Source organism: Rhizobium sp. RAF36 (assembly GCF_052114105.1).
In the GTDB taxonomy this organism is placed as follows: Bacteria; Pseudomonadota; Alphaproteobacteria; order Rhizobiales; family Rhizobiaceae; genus Rhizobium.
The window spans coordinates 1,064,420-1,077,867 of sequence record NZ_JBFREC010000001.1 but is presented as its reverse complement, the minus strand read 5'-3'; the positions used below and the strand labels follow the sequence as shown (position 1 = coordinate 1,077,867).

Below are 13,448 nucleotides of genomic sequence, written 5' to 3'. Positions count from 1 at the left end.
TCCCTGTTCTGTTCTTTTGGTCTGCTACGCACTTACGGCGCCTCTGGATCAAAAGTTTCAGACGGAGAGACAGTTTTATTCACACGTCAGGCGGACATGAAAAAGGCCGGTCGAAACCGGCCCTTTCCGGGGAATGACGTCGGTCAGTTGTCATACTCGCGGCAGCGATCGCTGATCGATGCGCCGCCCTGACCGGCACGGCTATCGACGACGCCCTGCTGCGGCATATTCGGGCAATCGAGCACGCCACGCGGCTCGCCGATGCTCTCGGTCGTCACCGGATCGACCGGCTCGACACGAACAGGATGCGTGCCGTTGTTATCAACGCTCATATCGGACGAATAGCGCGGTGCATCCGGTGCCGTCGTATCGTAGGCCGGTGCCGATTGCGCGAAGGCGGGCGCGGCGAGGCCGATGGCGAGCAGCGATGCTGCGGCAAATGTCTTACGCATGGAGAAACTCCTCCTTATTCTGCTTCCTCACTATGGGTGACCAAGGCGAAACCCGTGGGACGAGCTATTGTTCCGAAATTTCCCGTTGAAGTTTCAGTCCGCAAAAGCCGGCGTGGTTACGCGTAAACCTTAACAGGCGAAGCCGCTGGCCACGGCTTCTTTCGCGTGATTAGGAAGCGCCATGTCGCATGATGCGGCGCGTGGGGTTCAGGTGGTCATTTCCTTTATCGAAGCAGCGGATATGTCGTTCAAGGCCGCCCTGTCGGTTGCCCTGACGATCGGCGGCATGATGGCGGCCACTGCTATCCTGAAGAGCGAATCTGCCGAGAGCCAGCGTCTTGACCTGTCGCGGCCGGTCCTTTGGACGGCTGAACCGGTCCGCGTGCCGCCGCCGCTGAATTTCGCGTCGGGTGATGGCGAAGACAGCGGGCGCTTCTGCGTCAGCGAGATCGGCCTGCGCATCGATTGCGATCTGATCAACACGACATCGTCGTCGCTCTGATCAGAGCGTGCCGCCATCCTTGTAATAGCTTGGATATTGCACGAATTCCGGATCGCGTCCGCTATCGCCTTCGGGGCGTTGAGCGTTGCCTTCAAGCGTTTCCGCATAGCCGTGGCTGATCAGCCAATCCTGCACGATATGGCGCATCGCTTTGTCGCGCTCGGTTATGCCGAACTCCGCCATGAACCGCTGAAGGGCCTGCTCGCACCGTTCTGAAAAATCCTCTGCCATCAGATGGTAAGCGGCGAGGGCGGAGATTGTTCCACGCATTGTAGCGCAGAAAAAAGAAGAGCCGGTTCGCTGACGAACCGGCTCATTCAATCTATCAGCTAGGCTGATGAATCTGGCTCCCCGGGCCGGATTCGAACCGGCGACCTGTCGATTAACAGTCGAATGCTCTACCGCTGAGCTACCAGGGATCACCGCTTGCCGCGGTGTGAGTGGGCTAATACAAATGCTTGTTCGATTTGCCAAGCGGTTTTTTCAAAAAAATGACATCTGCTTGCAATTGCTGCACTTATCCCCATCTCCTGTGGATGACTGACGGGAAAAACAACACTGGAAATTCGCGCGCCAAGCGCTTTGGCATCGATCATGCGACCGGCGAGCTCGTTCTTGGCTCTTGGCGCATCCCGCTGCCGCGCTCGCGCATGGCGCGGATCGGCATCGGACTGCTGCTGATTGTCTGTGGCTTCCTGGGGTTTCTGCCCATCCTCGGCTTCTGGATGCTGCCGCTGGGCTTCATCGTACTGTCGCACGATCTGCCTTTGGCGCGCCGCTGGCGCCGCAGGCTGTCGGTCTGGTGGCACCGGCGGGGCAGGCCCGCCGGTAGCTAAAGTCTGGAATCAGGCGAAGAAGCCCGCGGCCCAGTAGAACAGCGCCGAGATCAATGCCGCCGCCGGCAGCGTTACCACCCAGGCGATGACGATATTGCCGGCAAGCCCCCACCGCACCGCTGAGACGCGCTTTGCCGCGCCGACGCCGATGATGGCGCCGGTGATCGTATGCGTCGTCGAAACCGGAATGCCGAGCCATGTCGCGCCGAACAGCGTCAGCGCTCCGCCGGTCTCGGCGCAGAAACCCTGCATCGGATTGAGCTTGGTGATCTTTGATCCCATCGTGTGGACGATTCGCCAGCCGCCGAAGAGCGTACCGAGCGCCATCGCCGTCTGGCAGGAAAGCACCACCCAGAGCGGAACGTGGAAGCTGCCGCCGAGATAGCCCTGCGAATAGAGAAGCACGGCGATGATGCCCATGGTCTTCTGCGCATCATTGCCGCCATGGCCAAGCGAATAGAGCGAGGCGGAGACGAACTGCAGGATGCGGAAGGTGCTGTCGACGGCAAACGGCGTCTGCCGCACGAAGATCCACGAGACGGCGAGCACCAGAAACAGCGCCAGCAGAAAGCCGATCATCGGCGACAGCACGATGGCCCCCGCCGTCTTCAGCAGGCCGCCCCAGACGATCGAGCTGAAGCCGACCTTGGCGAGACCGGCGCCGACGAGACCGCCGACCAGCGCATGCGATGAGCTCGACGGTATGCCGAAGACCCAGGTGACGATGTTCCAGATGATCGCGCCCATCAAGGCCGCAAAAATCACCAGCGGGCTGACGATCTCGGGATTGATGATACCGGTGCCCAGCGTTTCCGCCACATGCAGGCCGAAGAACAGGAAGGCGATGAAATTGAAGAACGCCGCCCACATCACGGCATATTGGGGCTTCAACACACGCGTCGAGACGATCGTCGCGATCGAATTCGCCGCGTCGTGCAGTCCGTTCAGGAAGTCGAAGAACAGCGCGACCGCGATCAGTCCGATCAGCAGCGGAAAGGCGAGGGTGGCATCCATCAGACGTTCTCGATCACGATGCCGCTGATTTCGTTGGCGACGTCCTCGAACCGGTCGACGACCTTTTCGAGCTCGGCATAGATCTCACTGCCGATGATATACGCCATCGGGTTGGAGGCGCCGTGACGGCGGAACAGGTCTTTCAGACCGAGATCGTAAAGCTCGTCCGACTTACCTTCGACCCGGGTCACTTCCTCGGCGATCGACGTCAGCCGCTGCGCATTGGCGCCCATGCGGTCGAGAAGCGGAATGGCCTCGGCAATCAGATGGGCCGCCTTGACGATTTCCTTGCCCATCTCCTGCATACCTGGATCGAAGCTCTTCTGTTCGAACAGGCGGATGGTCTTGACCGTCTTGTGCATCATGTCGATCGCGTCATCGAGCGACTGGATCAGATCCTTGATGTCGCCGCGGTCGAATGGCGTGATGAAGCTGCGGCGGACGGCCAGCAAAACTTCGCGGGTAATATCGTCGGCCTCGTTTTCCAGCGTGACGATGCGGTTGCAATGCCGCTCGGTATCGTTTCCGGCCAACAATTCGTTCAGCGATTCCGCCGCGCCGACGACGGTGCGCGAGTGCTGAGCAAAAAGATCGAAGAATCGGTCTTCGCGCGGAAGAAGTTTGCGAAACCAGCTTAACATGGCGACCCCGTGAGTGCTTGAGTTGTCACGCAACTGTCACAAATGGGGTCCTGTTGCAATAAAAGCCGGGCCGAACATACCGCGCCAGCAGGCTTTTCCACGCGTTTGAGGCAGGTTTCACACAGCCCCGGGAATACGATTCTCTTAATGAAGGTCGAGTGTCAGCTGCCGGTTCTTGATCTGAGGCAGGGGCAGGCCGATATCGATCTTGCCGAACACGCGCCGTCTGCGCTCCTCGTCCTTTTCCCGCTCAGCGCGGCTGGCAGCCACGGTCGCAAGCGCATTCGCAATTACCTGTTCGGCATGGGTCATAGGAACCTCCGTCTTATGTTCCTATTTTGTTCTCATTCAAGCGAATAGTCAAGTCTGCTCATTCACCGAAGTAGAACAGCGGTTCACGGGTCAGTTCACCGTTGCCGATATGGCCATACAAGTCCTGGCCGAGAATCCAGTAGGTAATCTTTTGCGTCGTCAGGGAGAAAACATAGTCTCCGTCGATCCAGTGCTCGGCCTTGCTGCCGCCGATTGGGAACAAAAACTTGCCTGCTTGAAACAGGACCGCTTTCTCAGACTTATGATCGAAAATGTATCTCGTTTTCGCCATGTGTCATCCCGCTTCTATACGCAGGATGCAACGTCACATGGGATTTTGATCATGTCTATATTATCAGAAGTAGAGTCTGATTATATTCACAGATAAGCTTTAGCTTAAACAGCATTATCCCAAAAATGGATAATACATCACCGGCCGCAGGGGCGGGGATGTATTCCGGCAATACAAGCTTGGATTGTTGAATTTGGAGGCCTCGCCCGGAATTGAACCGGGGTACAAGGATTTGCAGTCCTCTGCGTCACCACTCCGCCACGAGGCCATCCGTGAACGACTTGTTCAGTGGTGGCGCGGATTTAGAATGATCCAAAGGAAACCGCAAGAGGTGTTTTTCGAAAAATCTTGACCGGCAACAACTCGTCCACCGGCAATCGGCATCCGGCGCCCTTGATCATTCGGCGAATCCGCTCATTATCCATATATGAGAAACATCTCAAAACCCTTTGTCACCAAGGACGATCCCGACCGCCACATTCGGTGCCAGGACGCGCTTCAGTTCGCGTTCCGCGATTTGATCGAGGCGGCGGTTGCCGCCGGATGGAGTGAGCAGGAAGCGCTGGATGCCGTCGGCTATCTTGCCGAAGGGCATATGCAGGAGCGGGTGGCGAGAGCGGATGCCGCGGCATTGGCGGCGCTTTTGAAGACAATGCGCTGATCCGCGCGGCTATCCAACGCCTCAATTCGATCTTTGAAGCGCGGCAATCGGCGAGACGCCACCTGTGGTGACGCTGGGTGCGGCAGAGCCGATCAGTGGAATGCAGAGAATGATTGCGACGAAACCGCCGATAAAGCAGGCGCCGAGTATCAGGGATCTGTTCATGCCTATTCCGCGTTCGCTTCGATTGCGGCCTTTATCGCAAGCGAAGCTGACAGGTTCCTGAAACGCTGTTCAGGGTCTTGGTGCGGATTTCAGGTAAAGATAGGCGCCGATGGCAAAAAAGCTAAGCGTCAAGCCCGGCCAGGCGATGAACACGGTCGTGTAGCCGCATGCGCCAGTGAAGCAATCTCCGAGCGTTCCCGCCAAGGATAGCCGCATGGACAACACGCCCGCAAGAATGACGCTTGCGGCGGCGATCAGCAGCAGAATGAAAATCGTAAAACCCGTGCTTCGCATTCGAACCTAAAGAGCGGGCCTACTGATTCCTGCCTGCTGCGCTGTGATTGTCCTCAACTCGTCCGGCTGTTGACCAGCCCGCAGCAAAGAATGCCGACGAGCGCCGCACCGATGAACAAGTCGAAGAGTGTGAAATGCACGAACATGGCAGACATGGCCTGCTCCTCCTCATTTCCTCCGGTTGCAATAATACCACAGGGCCACGCTTTATGCCACTTCGGAGTTTGGAATGCGCGCTGGCGCACGCGACAGCGCCGCGTCCACTCAAGTATTCTTGCCGCAGCCGCGCGCGGAGCCTTGAAAGCATCCGAACCCGGGATTAAGAGACGCATGTAGCCGCCGAAAACGGGCAAGAGGATAAGATGGATTTCGAATCAGCACGCGTGAAGATGGTCGACAACCAGATCCGTACGACGGACGTGACGTCCCATTCCGTGTTGAGCGCGTTCCTGACGGTCGAGCGCGAAACTTTCGTGCCTGAAAAGTCGAAGGCGCTGGCCTATATCGATAATGACGTCGAGATCTGTCCCGGCCGCTTCCTGATGGAAGCCTCGCCGCTGGCAAAGCTGCTGCAGCTTGCCGCGATCACCAAGGACGACACGGTTCTCGAAGTCGGCTGCGGTACCGGCTATACCTCGGCGCTGCTGTCGCTGATCGCCGGTTCGGTCACCGCTCTCGAATCCGATGAAGCGCTTGCCGCAACGGCAAAGGCCAATCTCGCAGCCTATCCGAATGTCGCCGTTGTCACCGGCAGTCTCGAGAAGGGCCATACGGCCGGCGCGCCTTATGATCTGATCTTCGTCAACGGTTCCGTCGAGCAGGTTCCGGCAGCTCTTCTCGGCCAGCTCGCCGAGGGCGGCCGTCTGGTCACAGTCGAAGGTTACGGCAACGCCGCCCGCGCCAAGGTCTTCGTTTCCGAGCGCGGCGCCGTTTCCGAAAATGTCTTCTTCAACGCGTCGGTCAAGCCGCTGCCGGGCTTCGCAAAGCTGCGCGAATTCGTGTTCTGAGCAGGATTGCATTGCTCCTTGACGATGCGGGCGCCTCGGGCGCCCGTTTGCGTTTGCGGCGCTGAAACCGGGCCGGGCAGACGGCACGCAGTTCATCCAACAAAACTGTGCATGGACGCATTCATTTGATTCGCGATGATTTTTTTCGCGTCTTGGGTATTCTAGTGTCTGGGTGATTCGGATGCCCACACCACGCAATCCGATCGTTGCTTTTAGCATAACGGGGATAGATATGGCTCAGCCAAGCGTAGCGCGTGAACCGTCCATGGAAGAGATCCTGGCGTCGATCCGCCAGATCATCGAGAGCAATGATCCGGGTGCCGGCAAGGCCATTTCCCAATCTCTGCCGCCGGTTTACGGCGATGACAGCGAAGACGAAGGCAGCGACTCCAACATCCGTCTGACCGTCGACGACACCTATGCCAATGTCGAGTTTCCCGAGCCGGTGATGCAGGCCGATCCGCGCTTCGTCGCCGCCAATTCGGCAGGTACGCGCGATATCGAGGAGCCCGCGCGCTCCATGTCGCTTGCCGATGTCGCCGCCCGGGTTCGTGCCGCCTCCGAGCGTCTGCCGGCCCAGCCGCCGCGCGAGCTCCCGCCGGTCTTCCGCCAGCCGGACCCCGTGGCCGAGCCCGTCGCTGAACATGTCCGCGCACCGGTCGAGCATGTATCCGCTCCCGTCGTCGCCCCGCTGCCGGCACCGAAGCCGGCGCCGCTTGTTGCCGAAGCCGCACCGGTGGACGCTGCCCCTCAGCCGGTAGCAGCCGCTGCCACAGAAGTGTTCCCGGAGCCGCAGGCAACGATCGCTCCGCAGGCCGAAATCGCGCCGGAGGCACCCGTCGCCGAAGCCCCGGCTGCCATGCCCCAGTTTCTGCCGCAGATCATGGAAGAAGCCCAGGCGCTGATCTCCCAGGATGCCAGCCTTCAGGTCGCACGTTCCTTCGAGGAACTGGCGCTTGCCATCGATGGCGCCGAGCGTCGCTCGCTGGATGAGATCGCCGAAGACATGCTGCGTCCGATGCTGCGCGAATGGCTGGACGACAATCTGCCGACGCTGGTCGAACGCCTCGTGCGTGAAGAAATCGAGCGCGTGGCGCGCGGTCCGCGCCGCTAACCGGAAACGCTTTTTAACGAACAAGCCGCTCCGGTTTCCGGGGCGGCTTTTTTATTGACTTGCCCGCAGCCATCCTATTTACAAACCCGCATCCTAAAACCCCGAAGTTTGGTCATAAAATGCTCGACAAGACCTATGATTCCGCCGCAGTCGAACCGAAAATCGCTGCGAAATGGGACGAAGCCGATGCTTTCCGTGCCGGCGCCAACAAGAAGCCGGGCGCCGAGACGTTCACGATCGTCATCCCGCCGCCAAACGTGACGGGCTCCCTGCACATGGGCCACGCGCTCAACAACACGCTGCAGGACATCATGATCCGCTTCGAGCGGATGCGCGGCAAGGATGTGCTGTGGCAGCCGGGCATGGACCATGCGGGCATCGCCACGCAGATGGTCGTCGAGCGCAAGCTGATGGAACAGCAGCTTCCGGGCCGCCGCGACATGGGCCGCGACGCCTTCATCGACAAGGTCTGGGAATGGAAGGCTGAATCGGGCGGCCTGATCTTCAACCAGCTGAAGCGCCTTGGCGCCTCCTGTGACTGGTCGCGCGAACGCTTCACCATGGACGAGGGTCTGTCGCAGGCCGTTCTCGAAGTGTTTGTAACGCTTTACAAGCAGGGGCTCATCTACAAGGACAAGCGTCTGGTCAATTGGGATCCGAAGCTGCTGACGGCAATTTCCGACATGGAAGTCGAGCAGCTCGAGGTCAAGGGTAACCTCTGGCATCTGCGCTATCCACTGGAAGAGGGCGTCACCTACCAGCATCCGGTTGCCTTCGACGAAGATGGCAAGCCGACCGAATTCGAAACCCGCGACTATCTCGTCGTTGCCACGACCCGCCCGGAAACCATGCTTGGCGACACCGGTGTTGCCGTCAACCCGGACGACGATCGCTATACGTCGATCGTCGGCAAGCACGTCATCCTGCCGATCGTCGGCCGCAAGATCCCTGTTGTCGCCGACAGCTATGCCGATCCGACCGCCGGTACCGGCGCCGTCAAGCTGACGCCGGCGCATGATTTCAACGACTTCGACGTCGCCCGGCGCACCGGTCTGCGCGCTATCAACGTGCTGGATATCGATGGTTCGGTCACCATCAAGGAAAACGAGGACTTTCTGGAAGGTCTCGACAATCCGGCTGCCCTGCATGGCGCCTGGGATCGTCTCGAGGGCCAGGATCGCTTCGCGGCGCGCAAGATCATCGTCGAGATTTTCGAAGAAGCCGGTCTGCTCGACAAGATTGAGCCGCACAAGCACATGGTTCCGCATGGCGACCGTGGCGGCGTGCCGATCGAGCCGCGCCTGACGGAACAGTGGTGGGTCGACAACAAGACGCTCGCCAAGCCAGCGATCGCCTCGGTTCGCGAAGGCCGCACCAAGTTCGTGCCGAAGAACTGGGAAAACACCTACTTCCAATGGATGGAAAACATCCAGCCCTGGTGCATCTCCCGCCAGCTCTGGTGGGGACACCAGATCCCGGCATGGTATGGCCCGGATGGTCAGGTCTTCGTCGAGAAGACCGAAGAGGAAGCGCTGCAGGCGGCGATCCAGCATTATCTGTCGCATGAAGGCCCGATGAAGGCCTATGTCGAGGACCTGCTCGAAAACTTCAAGCCGGGCGAAATCCTGACCCGCGACGAAGACGTTCTGGATACCTGGTTCTCGTCGGCGCTCTGGCCGTTCTCGACGCTCGGCTGGCCGGAAAAGACGCCTGAGCTGGCGCGCTATTACCCGACCAACGTTCTGGTCACCGGCTTCGACATCATCCCGTTCTGGGTGGTTCGCATGATGCAGATGGGTCTGCACTTCATGAAGGACGAGGACGGCAATCCGGTCGAGCCCTTCCATACCGTCTATATCCACGCGCTGGTCCGCGACAAGAACGGCCAGAAGATGTCGAAGTCGAAGGGCAACGTCATCGACCCCCTGGAACTGATCGACGAATACGGCGCCGACGCGCTGCGTTTCACGCTGGCCATCATGGCGGCGCAGGGACGCGACGTGAAGCTCGACCCGGCGCGTATCGCCGGCTACCGCAACTTCGGAACCAAGCTCTGGAACGCGACGCGCTTTGCCGAGATGAACGGCGCCAAGAGCGACCCGAACTTCGCGCCTGATAGCGTCAAGCTGACCATCAACCGCTGGATCCTGACGGAACTTGCCCGTGCGGAACGTGACGTAACGGAAGCCATCGAGGCCTACCGTTTCAACGATGCGGCCGGCGCGCTTTACCGTTTCGTCTGGAACCAGGTCTGCGACTGGTATCTCGAACTGCTGAAGCCTGTCTTCAGCGGCGAGGACGAGACTGCCAAGGCGGAAGCGCAGGCCTGCAGCGCCTATATTCTCGAAGAGATCTACAAGCTGCTGCATCCGTTCATGCCGTTCATGACGGAAGAACTCTGGGCGCATACCGCAGGCGAAGGCATCGAGCGCGATACACTCGTCTGCCACGCCGACTGGCCGGCACCGTCCTTCTCCGACGATGCGGCCGCCGATGAGATCAACTGGCTGATCGATCTGGTGTCCGGCATCCGCTCGGTTCGCGCCGAGATGAACGTCCCGCCGTCGGCGACTGCGCCGCTCGTCTTCGTCAACGCCAATGCGCTGACCAGGGAGTGCCTGTCGCGCCACGACGCGGCGATCAAGCGTCTGGCGCGCGTGGAGACTGTCTCGCTTGCCGACACTGCGCCGAAGGGCGCTGCACAGATCGTCGTCGGAGAAGCCACGGCCTGCCTGCCACTCGGCAGCCTGATCGACCTTTCGGCCGAGAAGTCGCGTCTCGAAAAGGCGATCGGCAAGACCGAAGGCGAGATGGCCCGCATCAACGGCAAGCTGTCGAACGAGAAGTTCGTCGCCAACGCCAATCCCGAAGTGGTCGAAGCCGAGCGCGAGCGCCTGACCGAACTGCAGGGGCAGATGGAAAGCCTGACGGTTGCGCTGGCGAGGGTGAACGAAGCTTAATCCACTCTTGGTAGTAAACTATTCCAAAGCGGCGTCCGGACTTGCACGGGCGCCGTTTTGCGTTCGCAGCAATCCGAATCGGAAGAACTTGCTCATATGCGCCGCCGATCACGCTGAATCGGGCGGTTTTGCAAATTATTCAGTGGGTAGGGCCGAAAAAACTGACTGTTGTCAGATTGATACAGGGGCAGATCGGCTTGGAAGGATAATCCAAAACTAACCCGGAATGATTAGTTTATTGGGATAAAATTTTACCATACGCAAAAATTTGACGTGCTCGTCAATTTCTTACGTCAATTTAACTTCTTGCATGCATTGTGGCGTCATGAAGGCGCGCATTGTCATCCGCGCTATTCCTTTGCAAGGTGCATCATCTGCATTGCTTGAGTGGGGGAGACACAATGGCATCTCGTATGTTTTCCAAGGGCGTAGCATCGCTCATTATCCTTTCGTCCGTCGCGACGCCGTCCTTTGCGGGCGGTCTGGAACGCGGCGGCTACAATATCGATCAGTTGTTCGATACCGGTCCGTTTTCGTTCAATTCGGGCGTTACCTATGTGATGCCGCAGCGCAAGCTGAAGAATGTGAAGGACGAAGACACATCGATGACCATCAATGGTGGTGGTGACCTGAGCGGACGTCCGAATTACGCTGACGAGACCGAGAATTATGCGGTTCCCTACGCCGGTTTCAGGGGTAACGTCGGAGACATCGACTGCTTGGTCGATTATTCCGAGCCCTTCGGTGCGCATACCAATCCCGGCGTGAACTGGGCAGGGGCGAACGACAATATCGAGACCAAGGTGACGAGCCACAACTACGCCGGAACCTGTTCATACAAGTTCGATGTCGGCCAGGGCCAGTTTCGCCTGATTGGCGGCGCGTTCTATCAGGAGATCGACGCGTTCAAGGAACGCCAGGTTATCACCATCCCGCCGGTATTGGGAACGGGTATCGGCCGCCTCGATTTGACGGGCGAAGGCTGGGGCTGGCGCGCTGGTGTCGCCTATGAAATTCCCGAATATGCTTTGCGGGCAAGCCTCGTTTACAACAGCCGGGTGAAATACGACAATCTCGACGGTACGGTTGACCTCACCCAGGTTCCGGCATTCCTCGACCCGACCAATCCGGCGCTGGGCAAGCGGACGGACGTTTTCGGTTCTGCCGATGCACCAGACTCGCTTGAGCTCAAGCTGCAAAGCGGTATCGCGCCTGATTGGCTCGCTTTCGGCTCGGTAAAGTGGACAAACTGGAGCGTATTGCAGTCGATCGCCTTCTGCCCGACAGCAACCAAGGGCGTTAAATGCACCTCGGGCGGGGCGACCGAGCTCACATCGCTTGACCTTCTTTACCGTGACGGCTGGACGATCACCGGAGGTGTCGGACACAAGTTCAACGATCAGTGGGCTGGCGCAATTAGCCTCACTTGGGATCGCGGGACCAGTCAGGGATACGGCGCGCAGACTGACTCTTGGACCATCGGCGCGGGCGCGTCGTACACTCCGACGGAGAATGTCGAACTGCGGTTGGCCGGAGCAATTGGATTGCTGACCAGCGGTTCTTCACACGCCGTAACCTATGACGGCATCACATACGGCGAGGGAGTTTCATACGATTTCGGCAACGATCTTGTAACGGCACTCTCCGCCAGCCTCAAAGTCAAGTTCTAATCAAGACCTGCCAAACACAAGGCCCGGCCCAGCGCCGGGCTTTTCTTTGCTTGCTGCCATATTAATCATGCCTTTTGGCCATCCCATTTTGTGACGAATCCGCAACAGTTTTTTACGACAGTTGGCGTAAGCTCTCTCCAGGGACAATTTGTCCATTTCCCGCCACAAACAGAGCGCAGCGGTATCTTCGGGCAAGGGAATGGCAGGCGTAGGGTGCGTTTGAAAAGTAAGATGGGTCGAGTTTTTTTAGGGACAGGCAAGGGCCGATCGGGGGCTGGATTTTATTCCGCTCCATTGGCGATTCAGCTTTTCCCGCAAGGCGATTCCGCCGAAAAACTTCGCTCTCAGGTCGTGTCTTCCATCTGTCCATTCTCCGATGTTTCCGCGTCCATGATGGGCGCCGAAGAACGCCGCGATCACGCCGATACCGGTTTGGTCACATTTGGTGTTTACGACTATTGGCGAGGCGGAGAGAGAGACATTTCCTCCGCAAAAATGACGCCGCAGGCATTGCAGGCGGGCCGGGCCGGAAACCGGGCGGTCCATCGCGATGCGCAGGAAATTCACGCCCTCGAAGAAGGGCGAAAGGCTGGATGCGACGCGGGCAAAGGAGCCAGAGAGCTCGCCGCGGGATCGCTCGCCTGGAGGGAATACGCCGGGACGCGTGACAGCGGAGTTTTTGCTGCCGGGCTGGTCTGCGATGGAAGCGAAAGAAACCGAGTGAAATGCTGACATCCGAGTTCAGACTTTTCAGATCATCTATCATGGGGCTGTCCATCGCTCTTTCAGCGGCGATTGCATCCCCAGCCGGCGCGTTTGATATCAATGCCGGCGTAACCAAGGAATCCGGTCCTTTCGATCTCTTCAAATTCGGCTTCAAGGCATACAAGAGCGGCCAGAAGGAAGAAGCCGTCGAGGCCTATAAATACGCCGCCGAAAAGGGGCACACAGGCTCGCGCTGGGCGCTGGCCAATATGTATGCCGATGGCGATGGCGTTACCCAGGACGATTTCGAGGCCTTCAAGATCTATAGCGAGATCGCCCAGCAGGGTGTCGAGCCCGGTTCCGAAGACACCGGCTTCTTCATCAATGCGCTTCTTTCGCTTGCCAGCTATTACAAGCACGGCATTCCGGGCAGCCCCGTCAAGACCGACCTCAATCAGGCCCGCCAGCTTTATTTCCAGGTCGCCTCCACCTTCGGCGTGCCGGAGGCGCAGTTCCAGCTGGCGCAGATGATGCTGTCCGGCGATGGCGGCAGCGCCAATCCGCTGCAGGCCAAGAAGTGGCTGAACCAGGCCCGCAAGAGCGGGCATCCCGGTGCCATGTCGGTCTTCGGCAATATTCTTTTCCAGGAAGGGCAGTCGGCCCGCGGTCTGGCAATGATGACGGCGGCGCTCGACCGCTGCAAGCCGAAGGACTGTGGCTGGATGGAATCGCTGCAGGAGCAGGCGTTCTCGGTCGCCACCGAAGGAGACCGCCGTGCGGCGGTATCGCTCTCCCACAATATCGCCACCAGCGGCGACTGATT

17 protein-coding genes and 2 tRNA genes are annotated in these 13,448 nt (G+C 59.1%); 9 read left to right on the top strand and 10 right to left on the bottom strand.

Annotation, left to right across the window (positions count from 1 at the left end; translation table 11 throughout):
- Positions 1 to 143: 143 nt before the first annotated feature.
- Positions 144 to 452 (bottom strand): hypothetical protein, encoded by a 309-nt coding sequence (locus AB4Z25_RS05400; protein ID WP_112387949.1) that lies wholly within the window; start codon positions 450 to 452, stop codon positions 144 to 146.
- A gap of 181 nt (positions 453 to 633) precedes the next feature.
- On the opposite strand from AB4Z25_RS05400, the gene AB4Z25_RS05395 reads away from it, so the two are divergent.
- Positions 634 to 954, top strand: a complete 321-nt coding sequence (locus AB4Z25_RS05395) for a hypothetical protein (RefSeq protein ID WP_112539694.1) — start codon at positions 634 to 636, stop codon at positions 952 to 954.
- Here the strand turns inward: AB4Z25_RS05395 and AB4Z25_RS05390 are convergent, their stop codons facing one another.
- Together AB4Z25_RS05390 and AB4Z25_RS05385 are read right to left on the bottom strand one after the other, a co-directional pair.
- Complete coding sequence (locus AB4Z25_RS05390) at positions 955 to 1,275, bottom strand: hypothetical protein (RefSeq protein WP_162698793.1); 321 nt, start codon at positions 1,273 to 1,275, stop codon at positions 955 to 957.
- Between the two features lie 23 nt (positions 1,276 to 1,298).
- Positions 1,299 to 1,373: transfer RNA gene (locus AB4Z25_RS05385), tRNA-Asn, on the bottom strand.
- A 117-nt stretch (positions 1,374 to 1,490) separates the two neighbouring features.
- Between AB4Z25_RS05385 and AB4Z25_RS05380 the strand changes: the two genes are divergently transcribed.
- Positions 1,491 to 1,790 (top strand): hypothetical protein, encoded by a 300-nt coding sequence (locus tag AB4Z25_RS05380; protein WP_112513818.1) that lies wholly within the window; start codon positions 1,491 to 1,493, stop codon positions 1,788 to 1,790.
- Between the two features lie 9 nt (positions 1,791 to 1,799).
- On the opposite strand, the gene AB4Z25_RS05375 is transcribed toward AB4Z25_RS05380, so the two are convergent.
- The 5 genes from AB4Z25_RS05375 to AB4Z25_RS05355 form a co-directional block, all read right to left on the bottom strand.
- Complete coding sequence (locus AB4Z25_RS05375) at positions 1,800 to 2,804, bottom strand: inorganic phosphate transporter (RefSeq protein WP_112387953.1); 1,005 nt, start codon at positions 2,802 to 2,804, stop codon at positions 1,800 to 1,802.
- A complete protein-coding gene (locus AB4Z25_RS05370; RefSeq protein WP_112387954.1) occupies positions 2,804 to 3,445 on the bottom strand; it encodes a DUF47 domain-containing protein in 642 nt (213 codons plus the stop codon). The genes AB4Z25_RS05375 and AB4Z25_RS05370 overlap by 1 nt, the downstream gene beginning before the upstream one ends.
- Positions 3,446 to 3,589: 144 nt before the next feature.
- The gene (locus AB4Z25_RS05365; RefSeq protein ID WP_310298919.1) at positions 3,590 to 3,757 is read right to left on the bottom strand and encodes a hypothetical protein; all 168 of its coding nucleotides are present in this window, start codon (positions 3,755 to 3,757) and stop codon (positions 3,590 to 3,592) included.
- 58 nt (positions 3,758 to 3,815) lie between these two features.
- Positions 3,816 to 4,049, bottom strand: a complete 234-nt coding sequence (locus AB4Z25_RS05360) for a hypothetical protein (protein WP_112539689.1) — start codon at positions 4,047 to 4,049, stop codon at positions 3,816 to 3,818.
- Between the two features lie 194 nt (positions 4,050 to 4,243).
- A tRNA-Cys gene (locus tag AB4Z25_RS05355) sits at positions 4,244 to 4,317 on the bottom strand.
- A 159-nt stretch (positions 4,318 to 4,476) separates the two neighbouring features.
- On the opposite strand from AB4Z25_RS05355, the gene AB4Z25_RS05350 reads away from it, so the two are divergent.
- Complete coding sequence (locus AB4Z25_RS05350; RefSeq protein ID WP_112387956.1) at positions 4,477 to 4,710, top strand: hypothetical protein; 234 nt, start codon at positions 4,477 to 4,479, stop codon at positions 4,708 to 4,710.
- A 21-nt stretch (positions 4,711 to 4,731) separates the two neighbouring features.
- Here AB4Z25_RS05350 and AB4Z25_RS05345 read toward each other — a convergent pair whose 3' ends face one another.
- Together AB4Z25_RS05345 and AB4Z25_RS05340 are read right to left on the bottom strand one after the other, a co-directional pair.
- Positions 4,732 to 4,875 (bottom strand): hypothetical protein, encoded by a 144-nt coding sequence (locus AB4Z25_RS05345; protein ID WP_162705969.1) that lies wholly within the window; start codon positions 4,873 to 4,875, stop codon positions 4,732 to 4,734.
- Positions 4,876 to 4,944: 69 nt separating this feature from the next.
- Complete coding sequence (locus tag AB4Z25_RS05340; protein ID WP_112539686.1) at positions 4,945 to 5,169, bottom strand: hypothetical protein; 225 nt, start codon at positions 5,167 to 5,169, stop codon at positions 4,945 to 4,947.
- Positions 5,170 to 5,531: 362 nt separating this feature from the next.
- On the opposite strand from AB4Z25_RS05340, the gene AB4Z25_RS05335 reads away from it, so the two are divergent.
- From AB4Z25_RS05335 to exoR, 6 genes are all read left to right on the top strand, one after another.
- Entirely contained in the window at positions 5,532 to 6,176 is a 645-nt protein-coding gene (locus AB4Z25_RS05335) for a protein-L-isoaspartate O-methyltransferase family protein (protein ID WP_112539684.1), read from the top strand.
- A gap of 232 nt (positions 6,177 to 6,408) precedes the next feature.
- Complete coding sequence (locus AB4Z25_RS05330) at positions 6,409 to 7,290, top strand: DUF2497 domain-containing protein (protein WP_112539682.1); 882 nt, start codon at positions 6,409 to 6,411, stop codon at positions 7,288 to 7,290.
- A 119-nt stretch (positions 7,291 to 7,409) separates the two neighbouring features.
- Positions 7,410 to 10,250: a valine--tRNA ligase gene (locus AB4Z25_RS05325; protein ID WP_112539680.1), complete on the top strand. Its 2,841-nt coding sequence runs from the start codon at positions 7,410 to 7,412 to the stop codon at positions 10,248 to 10,250.
- A gap of 401 nt (positions 10,251 to 10,651) precedes the next feature.
- Entirely contained in the window at positions 10,652 to 11,920 is a 1,269-nt protein-coding gene (locus AB4Z25_RS05320) for an OmpP1/FadL family transporter (RefSeq protein ID WP_112539679.1), read from the top strand.
- Positions 11,921 to 12,151: 231 nt separating this feature from the next.
- Positions 12,152 to 12,652, top strand: a complete 501-nt coding sequence (locus tag AB4Z25_RS05315; protein WP_442207889.1) for a hypothetical protein — start codon at positions 12,152 to 12,154, stop codon at positions 12,650 to 12,652.
- Entirely contained in the window at positions 12,646 to 13,446 is an 801-nt protein-coding gene (exoR, locus tag AB4Z25_RS05310; protein WP_112387962.1) for an exopolysaccharide production regulator ExoR, read from the top strand. Before AB4Z25_RS05315 ends, exoR begins: the two co-directional genes overlap by 7 nt.
- Positions 13,447 to 13,448 lie beyond the last annotated feature (2 nt).